Raw genomic sequence first — 16,738 nt, 5'->3', positions numbered from 1 at the left:
AAACGCAACTATTAATTATCAATTATCTGCCGAAGAATTACACGAAATTACTTTGCAATCTGGACAGGGAATCGAAAATTCGACTGGAGCTTTAGCAGTTAATACTGGCGAATTTACAGGTCGATCACCAAAAGACCGATTTATTGTAAAAGACAGCATTACCGAAGACAAAGTTTGGTGGGGAAATGTCAATATCCCTTTTGAACCAAAAGCTTTTGAAAAATTGTATGCTAAAGTTACAGAATATTTGTCCGGGAAGGAAGTTTTTGTCAGAGACTCCTATGTATGTGCCGATGCAAATTACAGACTAAATGTGCGCGTTGTTACGGAAACAGCTTGGGCTAATTTGTTTTGTTTCAATATGTTTTTGAGACCTGAAATAGAAGAATTAGAAAATTTCACACCCGAATGGACTATGATATGTGTTCCAAGTTTCCTTGCTGACCCAGCAATAGACGGAACTCGCCAAAGCAATTTTGCTATTCTTGATTTCACCAAAAAAATAGCACTTATTGGAGGAACGGGATACACAGGAGAAATGAAAAAAGGAATTTTTTCAGCTTTGAATTTTATTCTGCCAGTTTTCAAAAATACATTACCAATGCATTGCAGTGCCAATGTTGGAGATGAAGGTGATACCGCTATTTTCTTTGGACTTTCAGGAACCGGAAAAACAACTTTATCAGCTGATCCAGCTCGAAAACTAATTGGTGACGATGAACACGGTTGGACGACCGAAAATACTGTTTTCAACTTCGAAGGCGGATGTTATGCAAAAGTGATTAATTTGACCGATGAAAATGAGCCTGATATTTTCAGATCCATAAAAAAAGGCGCTATTTTAGAAAATGTAGTGTTCAAAGAAGGAACTAACGAAGTGGATTATGAAGACGTTTCCATAACACCAAACACAAGAGTGAGTTATCCAATTTATCATATTGATAATATTCAAAAGGGTTCGATTGGAAAAAACCCAAAGAATATATTTTTCCTAACAGCAGATTCTTTTGGGATTTTGCCTCCAATTTCAAAACTGACACCAGGACAAGCTGCTTATCATTTTATTTCTGGTTATACTGCAAAAGTAGCAGGAACTGAAGCTGGAGTTACTGAACCTCAGCCAAATTTTTCAGCCTGTTTTGGAGCACCATTTATGCCATTGCATCCAACAAAGTATGCAGAAATGTTGAGCAAAAAAATGAAAGATGCTAATGTAAAAGTTTGGCTCATCAATACCGGGTGGACGGGTGGTCCTTATGGAATAGGAAGTCGTATGAAACTGAAATATACACGAGCAATGATTACTGCTGCATTAAACGGAGAATTAGATAATGTGGATTATGTGAATCACAGCGTTTTTGGAATTGCAGAACCACAATCTTGTCCTAATGTTCCAAGTGAAATATTAAATCCGAGAAACACTTGGGAAGATCCCAATTTATATGATATAAAAGCGGTAGAATTAGCTCAAAAATTCAAAGCTAATTTTGCCAAATTTGAAGAATTTGCCAATATCGAAATTATGGAAGGCGCACCACAAGTTTAGTTAATTATAATTCAAATTCAAAAAAAGCTGTTCATTTTGAACGGCTTTTTTTATCTATAAAAACTAAACTAAAATTTATAACAATCGGTAACTTTTGACGTTAAATGAGTACTAATCAACATCAATCAAATCAAATCAAAATCAATCATTATGTTAAAACAATTCTTCCTCCTGTGTTCCGGAGCCGACAAAAACCTACTCGAAGGTTGCTCTGAAGGTGAACAAACCAAATATGTAGGCATAGGTGCCACTGTTTTTTTTACAGCTGTTATGGCATTCATTGCCAGTTCTTATGCACTATTTACGGTATTTGACAATCCTTATGTTGCAATGGGGTTTGGTTTGGTTTGGGGATTGCTAATTTTTAATTTAGATAGATTCATTGTATCCACAATTCGAAAAAGAGATAAGTTTGGAAGTGAATTTCTACAGGCAAGTCCGCGAATTGTTTTAGCGATAATCATTGCCATTGTCATTTCGAAACCATTGGAAATTAAAATTTTCGAGAAGGAAATCAATACCGTTTTATTGAAAGAGAAAAACGCAATGGCCTTGAATAACAAAAAAGAAGTAGCCAATTATTTTCTATCAGATTTAGACAAAAACAAAGCTGAAACCGAAAAGCTAAAAGCCGAAATCACAAACAAAGAAAAAGAGGTAAACACCTTGTATGAAACTTATATTACCGAAGCCGAAGGCACAAAAGGCACAATGAAATTAGGGAAAGGGCCAGTTTTTAAGGAGAAAATTGCTAAACACAATTTGGTTTCTGCTGAACTAGATTCTATCCGGAAAACCAACTTAGCAAAAATCGCAATCAACGACAAAAAAGCGACAGCTTTACAAGCTGATCTAGACAAAAAAGTAACCGAAACACAACCTATAATCGATGGTTTTGATGGTTTAATGGCTAGGATTAATGCGTTGGACAAACTGCCTTTGATTCCTTCGTTATTTATAATGTTGCTGTTTTTGGCCATTGAAACTTCACCAATTATAGCCAAATTACTATCTCCAAAAGGCGAATACGATTATAAATTGGAAGATTTGGAAACGGCGCTGAAAGCCACTTTGGCACAAGACAAGTACCAGCGCAATTTATTGGTAAAAACCAGCGCATCAATGCACGACAAGGTCTATGACGATATTGCCCAAGACAAAGAATTATATAATCTGCAACGAAAGAAAGCAACTGAATTATTGGAGCTTCAAGCGCATAATTTTGTAGAGAAACAAAAGAGAACAATGTAAATGAAGTGATTTAGGGCAGTGACTAAAAGGCATTGATAAAGTTAATACAAATTAAACAAATTTAGAAAGACTGAAAATCAGGTGGAATCTATGAGATTTTTCTAGACCTTTTTAAATGTTATTCTAATCAAAAAACAAGAGTACTAAATAACGCAACAGCAACTTTTTTATTATGGAATTTTTCAGAATAATCAACATTCAAACTACAGAAGAACAATTGCAAAAAGGGCTTTCGTTTAAAAATTTTAACTCCTTAAATGAAAGTCTATTTATCCTGAACTATGAGAACAATTCGGTCAACATTGGTGGAATATGGGGAGAATTTACCTTAAAACGAGAGGAGATTAAAGGAGGAGTTCGATTTGCTTTAGCAGAATGTCCCAATGCTTTAACGTGGACAACAACAACTGGATATCCTCCGGACAAAGAACAAATTGTATTGCATTTAACCATCAACCGAACAGAAAAAGAACAGGATTTTATTGACGAAATAAATGACTTTTTGGACGATTGGGAGCGAGGTATTCTTGGTTTTTTCAAAAAAACACCCTCAGAAATAGTATGATTTCTTAAACAAGTTAAATTCAGGAACTGGCACAAAAATAAATTTTAAGAGGAATTTAGATAAAAACTATTTGGCAAAAATAAAAAAGGCAATGATAAAATTTGAACCATTGCCTTTTAGCATTACAAAAACAATAAAAACTATGTAAAAATAATTTGGGTTCTGTCTCCGTCACATAATTCATAGAATTCGCCAATTGTAATAATGTCTTTAACTTCATCCGATAAATCTTCTTTAGTTAATTTAAACATATCAACAGCAAGTTTACACGCATAAATAGTGCCGTTTCCTGCAGTAATCATCTCTAGAAACTCATCAACGGGAGGCATTCCCAATTCATCCATTTGTTTTCTCATCATACTGGAAACAGCAGATTCAACACCGGGCAATCCACCTAGCATTGTTGGAAATGGAAGCCCGCCTGGCATTTTCATTGCCGGATTACCAGTTGTTGCTGTATGGAGGTGATTCATAGATTTTTTTGTGATTCCTTCTAAACCAAAAAAAGTGAAAAATAAATTCGTTTCAATGCCTTCCATCACGGCTCCATTTGCCATAACTAGTGCCGCATAAACATCTTCTAAATTTCCTTTCGCACATATAATACAAACCTTTTCTAAAGGCTTTTTTTCTTTTGTTTCCATTTTCAAATTTTTAAATTAAATACAACTTTTCGGTCTAGGGATTCCAGCCATTTTACTTGAGATTTTTAAAGGCCCTTTTGGAAACAAAACATATAATTGCTTGATATCAACAACACCACTTTTTCCAACACCTCTTATCGTTAGAGCTACATCTTTTTTGTATTGGTCTTGTAAATAAGTCAATACTTCTAAATGTTTGTCAGACACTTCGTCTATTCCTTCTTCTTTTCCAATTTCAATCGCAATTTCTTTATTCCACTGGGATAAATCTGTTAAATATCCATTAGTATCAACATCAACCGATTTTCCTGCTATTACTTTTTCCATCTTTTTTTTATTTTATATTAAACATTATTATTAGTTAAAATTCTTTCCTGATTTGCTCATTTTGGCTGTAACGAACGGTAGTTTTCTTGCTGGCAACAGCATATTCCAATAAATCCATCTAAAAGCTAATTTACCCCAATGATTCAATCGAGACTCAGTAAGTAAATTTAAGGGGCCAACAACTGGAAAAGGAAACTTTCCTTTTACTGGTTCGTTATCGTAATTAAAATCTATCAAAAGGGCTTTTCCGTGACCTGTTTCAATAAAACAATTGGCGTGACCATCAAAATCAGGTTTCAATTCTTTTCCTTTTATATATAACAAAATATTTTCGGTTAATATTTCTGCTTGAAAGTGTGCTACTGAACCCGCTTTTGAGGCCGGAACATTGGTACAATCACCTAATGCAAAAATATTTTCTTTGACAGTGGTCTGTAAGGTGTTTTTATTGGTAGGCACATAATTCAAATCATCTCCAAAACCAGATCGAGCCATTACTTCATCACCCATATTTGTTGGGATTGTTACTAATAAATCGAAAGGCACTTCATCTCCACCATAATCTACAATCATTCCTTTTTCACCATCAATATGTTCTACCGCAAAATCAGGTACAATTTTGATGTTTTTTTCTTTAAGCAGATGTCCTAATGCTTCAGCGCTTTTTTCTTTTGTAAAGGCTGCAGATAGAGGAGTGACATAAGATATTTCAACTTTATCACGCATCCCTTTTTTAAGGAAGAATGAATCAGCAAGAAAAGCAAATTCTAAAGGAGCAACCGGACATTTAATAGGCATTTCGGTGATGTGAACCACTAATTTTCCACCTTCCCAAACTCTTAGCTTATCTCTCAAAGCTAAAGCTCCTTCATAAGTATAAAAATCAAAAATAGATTTATACCAATAATCGCCTAACATACCTTCAACTTCTCCAGGAGCTATTTTTGTTCCTGTAGCTATGATTAATATATCATATTTTAGTTTTTTTCCACCTTCTAAAACTACTGTATCGGAATCTTTATCAATAACATCAATTTTTTCTCGTATTAACTTAACTCCCTTCGGAATAAACTCGTCAATAGTTTTTTTTACATCTTCTGGTTTATAGGTATCAAAAGGTAAAAATAAAAACCCTGGTTGATAGTAATGTGTTTTATATTGATCTACAATTGTGATTTCCCACTCTGATTTTTTTAATTCTTTTTTTAGGTGGCTTGCCATCATTGTTCCGGCAGTTCCTGCACCAAGTATTACTAAACTTTTCATATTAAATTATATTAACTTATCTATACTTCAAAATTACGATTCAATTATAATGATTTGTGTAACAAATGTTGCATAAGCAAAAGAAATTACAATGTTTTTAAATTACTGTCTTACTATATGTTATCTATTTTTAAAAAATAGATCAGTTAGTGTTTTTAATTAAATGTTTCTATGATAAATATCAGGAAATTAATGTTTTTACAACTAAATTTAATCTATAAAAAAAACAAAAAACAAATATTTATCGGGTAAGTATGTTAAAGTTAAAGTGTTTTACACTGAAGTCAAAATCTCTTTTTTGGAAGTAAAATATCCATATAAAATAATCACTTGCCAATTTGTAGTAAGAAAATTTAACCTTAATAAATTTAGGAACCGATTTTCTGCAAGAAGAAACCGGTTCCCATTAATCTGCTTTTTATTCTACAGCTTTACTTGCTGCTTATTAAACTTATAAGAAATCCCAACCATTATCAAGTCGGTTGTCATGTCATAAGCCACAGTACTTCCAGGAATTGCACCATAAGGATTTGAACTTGAAGCCAACATTGGATTAAGTATTTGACCAGACGTTTGGCCGTCACTTGCTCCGTGGTGGTAAACTGCATCTAAAGAAATATTGCTACTGGCTGCATAACTAAATCCAAACTGAAAAGCATTTTTAATAATAGCGGTTGCAGGAATATTAAAAAAGGCAACATCACTACCGATAGGGCTTGAGCTATAAGTATATCCTAGACGCAATGGCAATTTTTTTATACCTTTATATTGAATACCCGCAGACAAAATCGAAACATTATCCCAACCAAATCCTTTTACGGATGCCGTTGGAGTCCATCCTGTTTCAGAAAAACCATTTGTGTTTTTATAATCAACCATTCTATAATCAATGGCGATATCAAAGTCACTTTTTGAATATCCTAAACCAAATGAAAGGATTGCTGGATAATCCATATCGAATTCATTTGTTCCCGTTGAATTATCTAAATAAGTATTTTTAAATTCAAATTTGCTCATATTTTGAATAGTTTTATAAGAAACTCCTGCTTTGAATCCAACTTTTGAATCGTAAAACAAACCAAATTGAGCGCCAAAACCAGAAGTTGAAGCTTTGTTAGTAGATGGATAACCCGCTGCTGATGGATTTGCAGTTGGGTTTGGCATTAATTGTAAAGTTCCATAATTAAAAGTTGGTTCTACACCAATTGAAAATTTATCTGATAATTCATAAGCCCAAGTCAAACCAACTTGCAGCAACATATAATCAGACTCTATATGACCAAAACCACCAGCTTGTTGAGGATAATTTATTGGATTAGAATTTAAAGTAGGGTTAAAACCAGGACTCAAAGGATTATTTGCTTCTTGAGGAAATGTAACCCCAAATCCACTAATACCAAAAGCCGAAGCCCCAAAAGTATGTTTGCTACCTTCTTTTCCCCAAACCATTGCTAAAGCTGGCATTGGCGAAACACCTCTATCATCTTTAGTAACCCCAGATACAGCAGGAGAACCAGGACCCATCATTCCGGCTGGCAAGCTTGAACTCAATTCTGGCGAAGAATAAAACAAACCGATGTCAAACTTAATGATTTTGTCATTAAAAGCTGAAATAGAAGCTGGATTCCATTGCAAGGCTCCAGAAATGTCAAGAGGTTGTGCTGTAGACGCTCCACCCATAGACATGTTAAAAGCGCCAACGCCTTGCATAATATGACCTGCTTGAGAAAAAGCAATAGTCGAAAAACCAAAAAAACAAATTGATAATAAAATTTTTTTCATGATTAAGTAGTATTGATTAAAAATTTAAATAAATTAGAAATTGTTTTCTGTATTTATATAAATATTTATCAACCCTATTCATGCATCAAGTGCCACTACCCTTTTAATAAATATTATATAAAAGTGTTCATCATAAATAGTTTTTATTTTCTCAAGTAAATTGCGACCAAATAATCGCTTCTGATTTTGTCAAAACTAAATGTATTGATTTAACGGATTAAATTTACTTTATAAAAAAAAGTCCTTATGTAACAATTGTTACATAAGTGAAAGAAATCTTGTTTTGATTAACTAATTGATTTTCATTTAATTACACCTGCGTGTCCTCTTTTATTTAGTTAAATTAATTGGATATTTATATGATAAAAATCAGGTAATCGATAATTTTTCAGCTAAAATTTATCACTAAAAAAACCCGACAAATGAATCATTTGTCGGGTTTTTTACGGATTTCTAAAATAATTTCTACATTAAACTCAATATTTCTTTTTTATAAGAATCATACTCTCCTTGTAAAATTAATCCGTTATCAAGGAGTTTTTTGTAGTTCTGAAGTTTTGCAAAAAGTTCATTTTGTGTCAATTCACCTGATATTTTTTCAATTGAAGCACCCGTGTTTTCCTCAATGGGTTCAGCATAATTAGAAACTGCAGGCATTATTTCAGCATAATTTATTACCTCTTCCGTTTCAACTTCTTCAACTTCTTCTGCCGAAAATTCTGGAACTTGAACTTTTACTTCCTCGGAAACCGCATTATCTGTTACAGGATTTTTCAAAATATCTAATTGTTCCTTAGCATAAGTAAAAATCTTTCTGGCCTGAATCTTTGGAATATAATCAATGGAGACTTGTATTTGTGTTTTGGTCGAAAACGAAAACTCTGAACCTAAAATATTCTCTTTAACAAAAGTGCCTTCAATTTCGTCCCAAGTAAAATCAGTAAAATTCATTGTTAGACCTAAATTTTTTGGCTGACAAATAATAATTCGTTTATTCGTAACCACAACACTATCAGGAAAAACAGTAATGGCGGGCTTTTTTTGAACGGCGATATAACCTATTTCTTCATTTTTCATTAATAAATCATTCAGTTTTGAAGTAATTTTTTCAATGGCTTTTGGGTCTTGTTCTTCGTTCAGGAATTTTTTAAGATTATCAATCATAGTATTTAATTTAAATAGTGTTCTGAAATGTTTTGCAAAAGTAATGCCTAATTCTTTAAATCAATAATTTCATTTTGTGATTTTTTTGTTAAACTTTTGAAAACCAATTCATAGGAATCATCAATCATTTCTTTGACAAATTTGTCTGGAACTTCGCTATTAATGACAATTGTATTCCAATGCACTTTACTCATATGAAAAGCCGGTTTGATGTCGTCGTATTGCCCACGCAATTCCTGGGCATATTCTGGATCACATTTTAAATTGACTGAAGGTGTTCCTTTTTCCCATTGGATTAACGAAGATAACGCAAACATTTTTCCACCCACTTTAAACACCAATGTGTCTTTATCAAACGGAAAATGTTCTGTTACTCCTTTCTTAGACAAACAATACTCGTAGAAGGCTCCCAGATTCATATTATTCCTTTTTTCCTATTTCTCCTAAATGAGTAAACTTAAAACCTGTTTCATATTTCAATCCATAACCCATCATTCTATCCATCGAAGAATGGGCAAACAAGATAATTCCAGCGAGTTGAACTAAGTTATTGGAAAAGTAAATACCACATAAATAGACTAGGATTGCAATTCCCTTGTGATGAAATAAATTATACAGAAATGCTCCCGATTTGTTGCCAAAAGCGTATCCAATCATTGATAAATCTGGCACAAGAATCAGAACCAAGAACCACCACCAAGCATAATCTAACTGGTTAAAAAGATAAATTCCAAAAAGAAACATACCAAATTCTTCGATTTTCAAAGTTGTTTTCATGTTTTTTAAGTTTAAGAATGAAAAAGCTATTCAATTTATTTTTCCAAATTTATCAAAAACAAATCACTAGCAATTCCATCCGTCAAAAATTTTCCTTTTTTGGTTGCTTTTAAAACATTACCTTCAATAGAAAGTAAGTTGTCGTCAAGGAATTTTCTTGCTTGAGTTTGTAAATATTCTAGATATTCACTTCCGAATTCATCCAAAATTCTTTCCAAAGAAACACCCCAAATTGTTCGCAAACCCGTCATAATATATTCGTTATAACGGTCGGTTTTCGATAAGATTTCAGTTTCGCTGGGTAATTTATTTTCCTCCAATGATTTTAAATAAATAGAATTATTCGAAACATTCCAACTTCTGGAAATGCCATCATAACTATGTGCTGAAGGCCCAATTCCGATATATTTTTTTCCCAACCAATACGCCGAATTGTTCTTCGAAAAATAAGTTGGCTTTCCAAAATTCGATAATTCATAATGGATATAATCATTCGCTTCAAGGGTTTCAACAAGAATAGTAAAATGTTCCTGCGCTAAATCATCATTGGGTTTTGCAATTTTTCCGGTTTGAATGAGTTTGTTCAAAGCCGTTTTGGGCTCTACCGTCAAAGCATAACTTGAAATGTGCGGAATACGAAAAGATAAAGCGGTTTCTATATTCTGTTTCCACTTTTCGTTGCTCATGCCCGGTATTCCGTAAATTAAATCAAGGGAAATATTGTCAAAATATTTTGTGGCTTCTTCAAGACACTCTTTGGCTTCAGCCGAATTGTGAGCACGATTCATCATCGTTAAATCGTCTTCAAAAAAAGATTGAACCCCAATGGAAAGGCGATTGATTCCGATTTTTGAAAGTTCTATCAAATATTCTTTCGATAAATCATCAGGATTGGCTTCGAGCGTGATTTCTGGGTTTGGAGCAACTTTATAATTTTTATAAATCGTATCAATCTGCAATCTCAAATCTGCAATCTGCAATCTGCTCGGAGTTCCTCCACCGAAATAAATTGTTTCTATCGTATCATTTTCAAACTCATTTTTACGCATTTGAATTTCTTTGGCTAAAGCCAAAACCATCTCGCCCTTCTTCTTCATCGATGTCGAAAAATGAAAGTCGCAATAATGGCAAGCCTGCTTGCAAAAAGGAATATGAATATATATACCGCTCACTTCTTCACTCTACTTTCATTGTTCTTCACAAAAGCATCCCAACCAGTATAACTTTTCTCCCCAACCACTTTCCCGGAATTGAAAAAATGACAAACTGCAGCCGCCAAACCATCGGTAGAATCCAAATTTTTAGGTAATTCTTTTAATCCTAATAATTGTTGGAGCATTTTGGCAACCTGTTCTTTACTCGCGTTTCCGTTTCCGGTGATTGCCATTTTTATTTTCTTGGGTTCATATTCGGTGATGGGAATATCTCTCGAAAGTCCCGCCGCCATTGCCACGCCTTGGGCTCTTCCCAATTTCAGCATTGATTGCACATTCTTGCCAAAAAACGGTGCTTCAATTGCAATTTCATCTGGATTATGAGTGTCGATTAACTCGATGGTGCGTTCGAAAATGATTTTTAGTTTTTGATAATGGTTGTCGTATTTAGACAATTGCAATTCGTTAAGTTGAATAAAATGCATATTCTTTCCGACTACTTTTATCAAACCAAAACCCATAATGGTAGTTCCTGGGTCAATTCCTAATATGATGCGTTCGTTTGCCAAAAGATTTGTTTAAAGTTTAAAGTTCAAAGTTTAAAGTTTTGTTACTTTGCACTAATGATTTCAATATCTCACAAAGCTAAACAATTCCTCGTACTTCTTATCAAACTTTTGATTGTTGGCGGTGCATTTTATTTTATTTACAGCCAACTAGCGAATAACGACAAGCTCGATTGGGAGAAATTCATTATTCTTTTCAAAAAAAACCAATCCGTTGCTGGAATCAGTTTTATCTTGTTGTTGAGTGTTTTGAATCGGTTCTTTGAAATTTTGAAATGGCAAAATTTAGTTTCTTATCTCCATAAAATTTCTTTACCCGAAGCAACCAAACAAGTTCTTGGCGCACTAACTGCTGGATTATTTACGCCAAATGGCGTGGGTGAATATGCCGGAAAAGCATTGTTTTTTGAAAAATCGAAAACTAAAAAAATTGTATTCCTGAATTTGATTTGCAATGGAATACAGATGATTTTGTCGATTGTATTTGGAACAATTGGGTTATGGGTTTTGGGTTATGGGTTTTGGGTTTCGATTATTTTTTTATCCGCTTTTGCCCTTTGGATTTTAGGATTTGGATTAAAAAAATTCAAAATCAAAGGATATTCTATCGAAAAACTGATTCATAAAACCAACGAAATTCCAAAATCGATTCATCAAAAAAATATTTTCTTGGCCGTTTGTCGGTATTTGATTTTTTCGCATCAATATTATTTTCTATTCTTAGCTTTTGATGTTGATTTGCCTTATTTAACAATGATGGCAACTATTGCAAGTGTTTATTTCTTGGCCTCTTCATTGCCTACATTCCAGTTTCTAGACTTTGCTGTAAAAGGAAGTGTTGCTGTTTATTTCTTTGGGATTCTTGGCGTCAACGAATGGATTGTCGTTTTTATCAGCACTTTAATGTGGTTTTTGAACGTAGTTTTACCTGTAATAATTGGCAGTTATTATGTAATGAATTTCAAAACTAAAATAGCGCAATGATTTTTGTTTTATACATAATCATCACAATATATTGCCTGGCAATAGTTGCTCTTTTTTATGGATTTACAAAAGTTAATTCCTTTGATTATCTTGGGGTAAAACCAAAAACCAAATTCTCGATTGTAGTTCCTTTTCGGAATGAAGCTGAAAATCTACCAAATCTTTTAAACAGTTTTTCAAAATTAAATTATCCGAATGATTTGTTTGAAGTAATTCTGGTTGATGACGCTTCAGATTTTAGATTTCAGATTAACGATTTTAGACCCGAGCGGCAGCGAACTGGCGAAGCATTTCAGATTTCGTTGATTGACAACATTCGGGTTTCAAATTCACCAAAGAAAGATGCGATTACAACAGCAATTCAAAGCGTAAATAACGATTGGATTATCACGACGGATGCAGATTGTGTAGTCAATAAAAACTGGTTATTAGCATTGGACAATTACATTCAACTTCATAAGGTTTTGATGATTGCCGGCGCTGTTTCTTATGATTGTCAAGATTCTTTTTTGCATCATTTTCAGCAATTGGATTTGGCGAGTTTACAAGGAGCAACCATTGGAAGTTTTGGGCTAAAAAAAGGTTTTATGTGTAACGGTGCCAACTTTGCATATACAAAATCGTTTTTTCAAGAACTAAATGGTTTCGAAGGAAATGACAGAATTGCCAGTGGCGACGATGTTTTTTTGTTGCAAAAAGCGATTGCAAGATTTCCTGAAAAGGTTCATTATTTAAAATCTGAAAATACTATTGTTGTCACAAAACCTTTGAACGATTGGAAATCTCTGTTTTATCAAAGAGTTCGTTGGGCTTCGAAAACGGGTTCGTACCAAAGTGGTTTTGGAAAAGGTTTGGGCTTGGTGGTTTTTGGAGGGAATCTGGCCTGGGTGTTGGGTGTTGGGTGTTGGGTTTTGGGTTTTATTATGTTTCAAGATATCTTTTTGCTGTCTCTTTTGAAATTTATTGTTGACGCAGTTTTGATTTTTAAAGCAAATCATTTCTTGACTAAAAATAGAATTCGTTATTTGATTTTGGGAAGTTTGCTATATCCGTTTTTTAGCGTGAGTGTAGCTTTGTATTCGTTGTTTGGAAAATATGAATGGAAAGGAAGACGGTTTTAAATTGCATAATTCCTAGCCCAGATTACTTCACTATATTTTTATTTTAATTGGAGTTCAGTGAACTTCGTTTGCAGTGGAAATCCTTTATGTTTTTTCTTTAAAACATAAAGATTGCAACGGATAGCTGGAAAAAGCTCCACCCTTCGACTGCGCTCAGGATGACAAAAACCTATTCTACTTTAAGAATAACCGGCAAAATAAATTGTGTTTTTACAGGAATTCCGCGTTTGATGGCTGGATTCACTTTTGGAAAACCGACCAAACGAGCTTTTAGGATACTATCGATTTTTATGGTGTCATAAGCCACGGAATCTTTTGGAAATTGAGGTTCAAATTGCATCGTGGCATTCGGAAAAATGGTAACTTTTACTTCAATTGTGTCCAATTCAGGATAGAGAATTGATAATGTGTCAACGCTCAGTTTTTCTTGGATTAGTTGAGTCATATATTCGAAAAAGCATTGCTGGCGTTGGGATTTGTTTTCGATTTTCTCGCAATCAGCTACTGATGGATATTCGTCGACTTCTTTCCAATTGATGGCTTTCAATTCCTTTTGCAGCAAATCTTTTTCTGAAGGCACTTGCTTATCAAAGTACTGACAGGAATTAAAAAGTAATGGCAATAAAAGTAATATTAGAATAATTTTCCTCATATTCGTAAAAGAAACAAATGCTGTTTTAATTTTGTCTAAAAGTACTGCTTTAATTTTCAAAAATACTAAAAAATACTTTATGGATTCGTTGCTGTTGATTATTGGTTTTATGTTAATGATTGTTGGCATTTTTGGAAGTTTTATACCTGTTTTGCCTGGTCCAAGTTTAAGTTGGCTAGGATTATTGTTGCTATATTTCACAAATGCTGTTCCTGCGAATTATTGGATTCTAGGAATTACTTTACTGATTACCATAATTATTTTGGTTTTGGATTATGTGATTCCTGCTAAAGGAACCAAGAAATTTGGGGGAAGTTCTTATGGGATTTGGGGAACAAATATCGGTTTGATTGTGGGGATTTTTGCGCCTATTCCTTTTGGATTTATCATTGGTCCTTTTGTTGGCGCCTTCGTTGGGGAATTAATTTACGATAATAAAGACCATAGCCGAGCTTTGAAAGCGGCAACCGGTTCTTTTATTGGATTTTTAGCTTCTAGTTTTATGAAGTTTGTGGTTTGTATGATGTATTTTGGATTGTTCCTTTGGATTGTTTGGGAGAATAAATCCGAATTATTTTAAACACAAACAGCCTTAAAATCAAAAAAGCCATCCACAAAAGTGGAAAGCTTTTCATTGGTCTAACTACTAAACCGTGCTACGAGTTACAAAGTCGTAGCGAAAACAACACAACTACTTTAGATGCCTTTTTGGGGCAAAAAAGCGATTCATCTCTGAATCGCTTCTCCCCAATTTAGCGGTCTGGACGGGACTCGAACCCGCGACCCCATGCGTGACAGGCATGTATTCTAACCAACTGAACTACCAAACCTCTGCTTTATTGCGGTTGCAAATATACTATAGAATTTTGTTTCTACAAGTGTTTCTGCGAAAAACATTTCATAAATTTTATATGTTTTATCCAAAGTTTTGTTTTTCAACTAAATATGTCGTCAATACTTTCTCAAAACTGTCGGCAACCCCAACAGGCACGTACTTAATTCTGTTCTGGGAACAAGTTAAAGCCAGCTTTTTGAAGTAACTATTCACTCCCTTTTCATATTCGCTCTTAACATTATCGGCAAAAATGTTTACCTCATCGCCAGTTTCCAAGTCAATAAACTTCCTTGGAGCATTATCAAAGTCGAAATTAAGCTCCGTTTTGTTGTCAATAACGTGAAATAAAACCACTTTGTGCTTGTTGTGTTTCAAATGTTGCAAAGCTGTAAATAGCGCTTCTTCATTGCCCGACTGAAACATATCTGTAAACAAAATTATCATCGAACGGCGGTGAATTTTTTCCGCAATTTGATGCAAAAATGTAATTGTATCCGTGCTTTTTTGAACTTTAGGTTTTTCCAATAGATTTTCGAGAGTATTCAAAATCATTCTATGATGGCGATCGCTTCCTTTTTCGGGAGAATAATATTCATATGAATCTGAAAACACACTTAACCCAACTGCATCGCGCTGTTTCTTCAAAATATTCATCAAAACGGCTGAAGCCAAAACAGAAAATCCTATCTTGTTTTGGAAAAATTTTTCTTTGTCTTCCAATTTTGGATAATGCATTGATGATGAATTATCGATAATAATGTGGCAACGTAAATTGGTATCTTCTTCGAATTTCTTGGTGTATAATCTATCGGTTTTTGCAAACAATTTCCAATCGATGTGTTTGGTGCTTTCGCCAACATTATAGACTTTATGTTCAGCAAATTCAGCAGAAAAACCGTGAAAAGGACTTTTGTGCATTCCTGAAATAAAGCCTTCTACTATTTGGTTAGCCAACAATTCAAGATGCTGAAAACTAGAAATTTTCTCTATTTGCGATTCAATCTTCATCTTTCAAATGTATTAAAAGATTGAATGATTAAAAAATTAATAGATTATAAATAAAAAAGGCTTGACTTTAGCCAAACCTTTCAATATAAATTATAATCTATTGATTACAACAATGCGTCTAAACTATCAGCGTAGGTTTGTTTAGGAGCAACTCCCACTTGTTTTCCTACTACTTCTCCGTTGTGAAAAACCAATACTGTTGGAATATTTCTCACACCATATTTTGCAGCAAATTCTTGGTTCGCGTCAACATCTACTTTTCCAACTATTACTTTTCCTTCATATTCTTCTCCAAGTTGGTCGATGATTGGTCCAACCATTCTACACGGTCCACACCAAGCTGCCCAAAAATCTACCATTACTGGCTTTGTTGATTTTAAAACTACTTCCTCAAAAGTAGCATCTGTTATTGCTAATGCCATATTCTTATTTTTTAAATTTATTTATTTTTGTAATGCAAAGATAAAGAAACATTTGAGTTCCGAAGTGTAACTTGTATTACATTTAACTATTTATAAATTGGTATAACTTATCAATTCAGCTTAAAAATGGTTTATTTCCAAAGTTTGTCGTTTTGCCAATTTTCAGGAAATCCCATTTCTTTTTCTTGTTTCATTGGACAATTAGACATTAATTCTTTTAATCTTACTTTTAATGTTGTCTTAGGACTTATGATTTGCAAAATATACTCAATACAACAAATCGTTGCATATAGTTTATTAGTATATATTTTATTGTTTTCTAAAAATTGAAATTTAGTGTTGTAAGGCAGTTTTATTTTTGACAACCTTCTATTCCAAATTCGACCGTGATGTGCACAGATGTTTCTTAAATTACAGAAACTATGCATCCAATTCTCAAGTATAAGAGCATCGGATAATCCAAAATGATTTGCAATTACTTTTTTCTCGTTTCCTTTTTTTAAGTTTTGGAATATTTTAGACAACAATCCCATACTACTAACTTCTAGACTCATCCAACAAGGCGGTTCGCTAGGGCTAGTGTATTTAGTTTTATAATGATCTATAAAAGTTTCATTACTTCTATCCACTTCTTTTTGAAGAGAATCTAATTGGTTTACAAAACGCATTGTATC

Annotated in this window: 19 protein-coding genes and 1 tRNA gene; 6 read left to right on the top strand and 14 right to left on the bottom strand. The window is 33.6% G+C overall.

Annotated features, from left to right (window positions below):
- From pckA to ACH2BV_RS01995, 3 genes are all read left to right on the top strand, one after another.
- A partial coding sequence (gene pckA, locus ACH2BV_RS02005) for a phosphoenolpyruvate carboxykinase (ATP) (protein ID WP_395048917.1) occupies window positions 1–1,546 on the top strand: 1,546 nt, incomplete at its 5' end.
- A 150-nt stretch (window positions 1,547–1,696) separates the two neighbouring features.
- Window positions 1,697–2,797, top strand: coding sequence for a DUF4407 domain-containing protein (locus ACH2BV_RS02000; protein ID WP_395048915.1), 1,101 nt, complete (start codon window positions 1,697–1,699; stop codon window positions 2,795–2,797).
- A 172-nt stretch (window positions 2,798–2,969) separates the two neighbouring features.
- The gene (locus ACH2BV_RS01995; RefSeq protein ID WP_395048913.1) at window positions 2,970–3,362 is read left to right on the top strand and encodes a hypothetical protein; all 393 of its coding nucleotides are present in this window, start codon (window positions 2,970–2,972) and stop codon (window positions 3,360–3,362) included.
- A gap of 140 nt (window positions 3,363–3,502) precedes the next feature.
- On the opposite strand, the gene ACH2BV_RS01990 is transcribed toward ACH2BV_RS01995, so the two are convergent.
- The 9 genes from ACH2BV_RS01990 to ruvC form a co-directional block, all read right to left on the bottom strand.
- Window positions 3,503–4,006 (bottom strand): DsrE/DsrF/DrsH-like family protein, encoded by a 504-nt coding sequence (locus ACH2BV_RS01990; RefSeq protein ID WP_395048911.1) that lies wholly within the window; start codon window positions 4,004–4,006, stop codon window positions 3,503–3,505.
- Window positions 4,007–4,021: 15 nt separating this feature from the next.
- A complete protein-coding gene (locus ACH2BV_RS01985; protein WP_395048909.1) occupies window positions 4,022–4,333 on the bottom strand; it encodes a TusE/DsrC/DsvC family sulfur relay protein in 312 nt (103 codons plus the stop codon).
- 30 nt (window positions 4,334–4,363) lie between these two features.
- Window positions 4,364–5,599 carry an NAD(P)/FAD-dependent oxidoreductase gene (locus ACH2BV_RS01980; protein ID WP_395048908.1) on the bottom strand — a complete coding sequence of 412 codons (1,236 nt, stop codon included), beginning with the start codon at window positions 5,597–5,599 and terminating at the stop codon, window positions 4,364–4,366.
- Between the two features lie 423 nt (window positions 5,600–6,022).
- The gene (locus ACH2BV_RS01975) at window positions 6,023–7,381 is read right to left on the bottom strand and encodes an OmpP1/FadL family transporter (RefSeq protein WP_395048907.1); all 1,359 of its coding nucleotides are present in this window, start codon (window positions 7,379–7,381) and stop codon (window positions 6,023–6,025) included.
- Window positions 7,382–7,846: 465 nt separating this feature from the next.
- A complete protein-coding gene (locus ACH2BV_RS01970; protein ID WP_395048905.1) occupies window positions 7,847–8,545 on the bottom strand; it encodes a PH domain-containing protein in 699 nt (232 codons plus the stop codon).
- 47 nt (window positions 8,546–8,592) lie between these two features.
- Complete coding sequence (locus ACH2BV_RS01965) at window positions 8,593–8,964, bottom strand: MmcQ/YjbR family DNA-binding protein (protein ID WP_395048904.1); 372 nt, start codon at window positions 8,962–8,964, stop codon at window positions 8,593–8,595.
- A gap of 1 nt (window position 8,965) precedes the next feature.
- Window positions 8,966–9,322: a DUF4260 domain-containing protein gene (locus ACH2BV_RS01960; RefSeq protein ID WP_395048903.1), complete on the bottom strand. Its 357-nt coding sequence runs from the start codon at window positions 9,320–9,322 to the stop codon at window positions 8,966–8,968.
- 35 nt (window positions 9,323–9,357) lie between these two features.
- Window positions 9,358–10,494: a radical SAM family heme chaperone HemW gene (gene hemW, locus ACH2BV_RS01955; protein WP_395048901.1), complete on the bottom strand. Its 1,137-nt coding sequence runs from the start codon at window positions 10,492–10,494 to the stop codon at window positions 9,358–9,360.
- Complete coding sequence (gene ruvC, locus ACH2BV_RS01950) at window positions 10,491–11,045, bottom strand: crossover junction endodeoxyribonuclease RuvC (protein ID WP_395048900.1); 555 nt, start codon at window positions 11,043–11,045, stop codon at window positions 10,491–10,493. The genes hemW and ruvC overlap by 4 nt, the downstream gene beginning before the upstream one ends.
- Before the next feature lie 54 nt (window positions 11,046–11,099).
- On the opposite strand from ruvC, the gene ACH2BV_RS01945 reads away from it, so the two are divergent.
- Together ACH2BV_RS01945 and ACH2BV_RS01940 are read left to right on the top strand one after the other, a co-directional pair.
- Window positions 11,100–12,026, top strand: a complete 927-nt coding sequence (locus tag ACH2BV_RS01945; protein ID WP_395048899.1) for a hypothetical protein — start codon at window positions 11,100–11,102, stop codon at window positions 12,024–12,026.
- The gene (locus ACH2BV_RS01940) at window positions 12,023–13,147 is read left to right on the top strand and encodes a glycosyltransferase (RefSeq protein WP_395048898.1); all 1,125 of its coding nucleotides are present in this window, start codon (window positions 12,023–12,025) and stop codon (window positions 13,145–13,147) included. The genes ACH2BV_RS01945 and ACH2BV_RS01940 overlap by 4 nt, the downstream gene beginning before the upstream one ends.
- 169 nt (window positions 13,148–13,316) lie before the next feature.
- Here ACH2BV_RS01940 and ACH2BV_RS01935 read toward each other — a convergent pair whose 3' ends face one another.
- On the bottom strand, window positions 13,317–13,799 hold the full coding sequence (locus ACH2BV_RS01935) for a hypothetical protein (RefSeq protein WP_395048919.1): 483 nt from the start codon (window positions 13,797–13,799) through the stop codon (window positions 13,317–13,319).
- Window positions 13,800–13,914: 115 nt separating this feature from the next.
- Between ACH2BV_RS01935 and ACH2BV_RS01930 the strand changes: the two genes are divergently transcribed.
- The gene (locus ACH2BV_RS01930) at window positions 13,915–14,379 is read left to right on the top strand and encodes a DUF456 domain-containing protein (protein ID WP_395048918.1); all 465 of its coding nucleotides are present in this window, start codon (window positions 13,915–13,917) and stop codon (window positions 14,377–14,379) included.
- A gap of 176 nt (window positions 14,380–14,555) precedes the next feature.
- Here the strand turns inward: ACH2BV_RS01930 and ACH2BV_RS01925 are convergent.
- From ACH2BV_RS01925 to ACH2BV_RS01910, 4 genes are all read right to left on the bottom strand, one after another.
- Window positions 14,556–14,629, bottom strand: a tRNA-Asp gene (locus tag ACH2BV_RS01925).
- Window positions 14,630–14,715: 86 nt separating this feature from the next.
- Window positions 14,716–15,642: a DUF58 domain-containing protein gene (locus tag ACH2BV_RS01920; protein ID WP_395048896.1), complete on the bottom strand. Its 927-nt coding sequence runs from the start codon at window positions 15,640–15,642 to the stop codon at window positions 14,716–14,718.
- A 104-nt stretch (window positions 15,643–15,746) separates the two neighbouring features.
- A complete protein-coding gene (trxA, locus tag ACH2BV_RS01915; protein ID WP_395048895.1) occupies window positions 15,747–16,064 on the bottom strand; it encodes a thioredoxin in 318 nt (105 codons plus the stop codon).
- Window positions 16,065–16,195: 131 nt separating this feature from the next.
- Window positions 16,196–16,738, bottom strand: a 543-nt coding sequence (locus tag ACH2BV_RS01910; RefSeq protein WP_395048893.1) for an Abi family protein, incomplete at its 5' end; no start/stop codon positions are given.

Source organism: Flavobacterium sp., from assembly GCF_043780635.1.
Classification (GTDB): domain Bacteria; phylum Bacteroidota; class Bacteroidia; order Flavobacteriales; family Flavobacteriaceae; genus Flavobacterium.
Note: the sequence above shows the minus strand (reverse complement) of the source record. Positions and strands in the feature narration are given on the sequence as shown.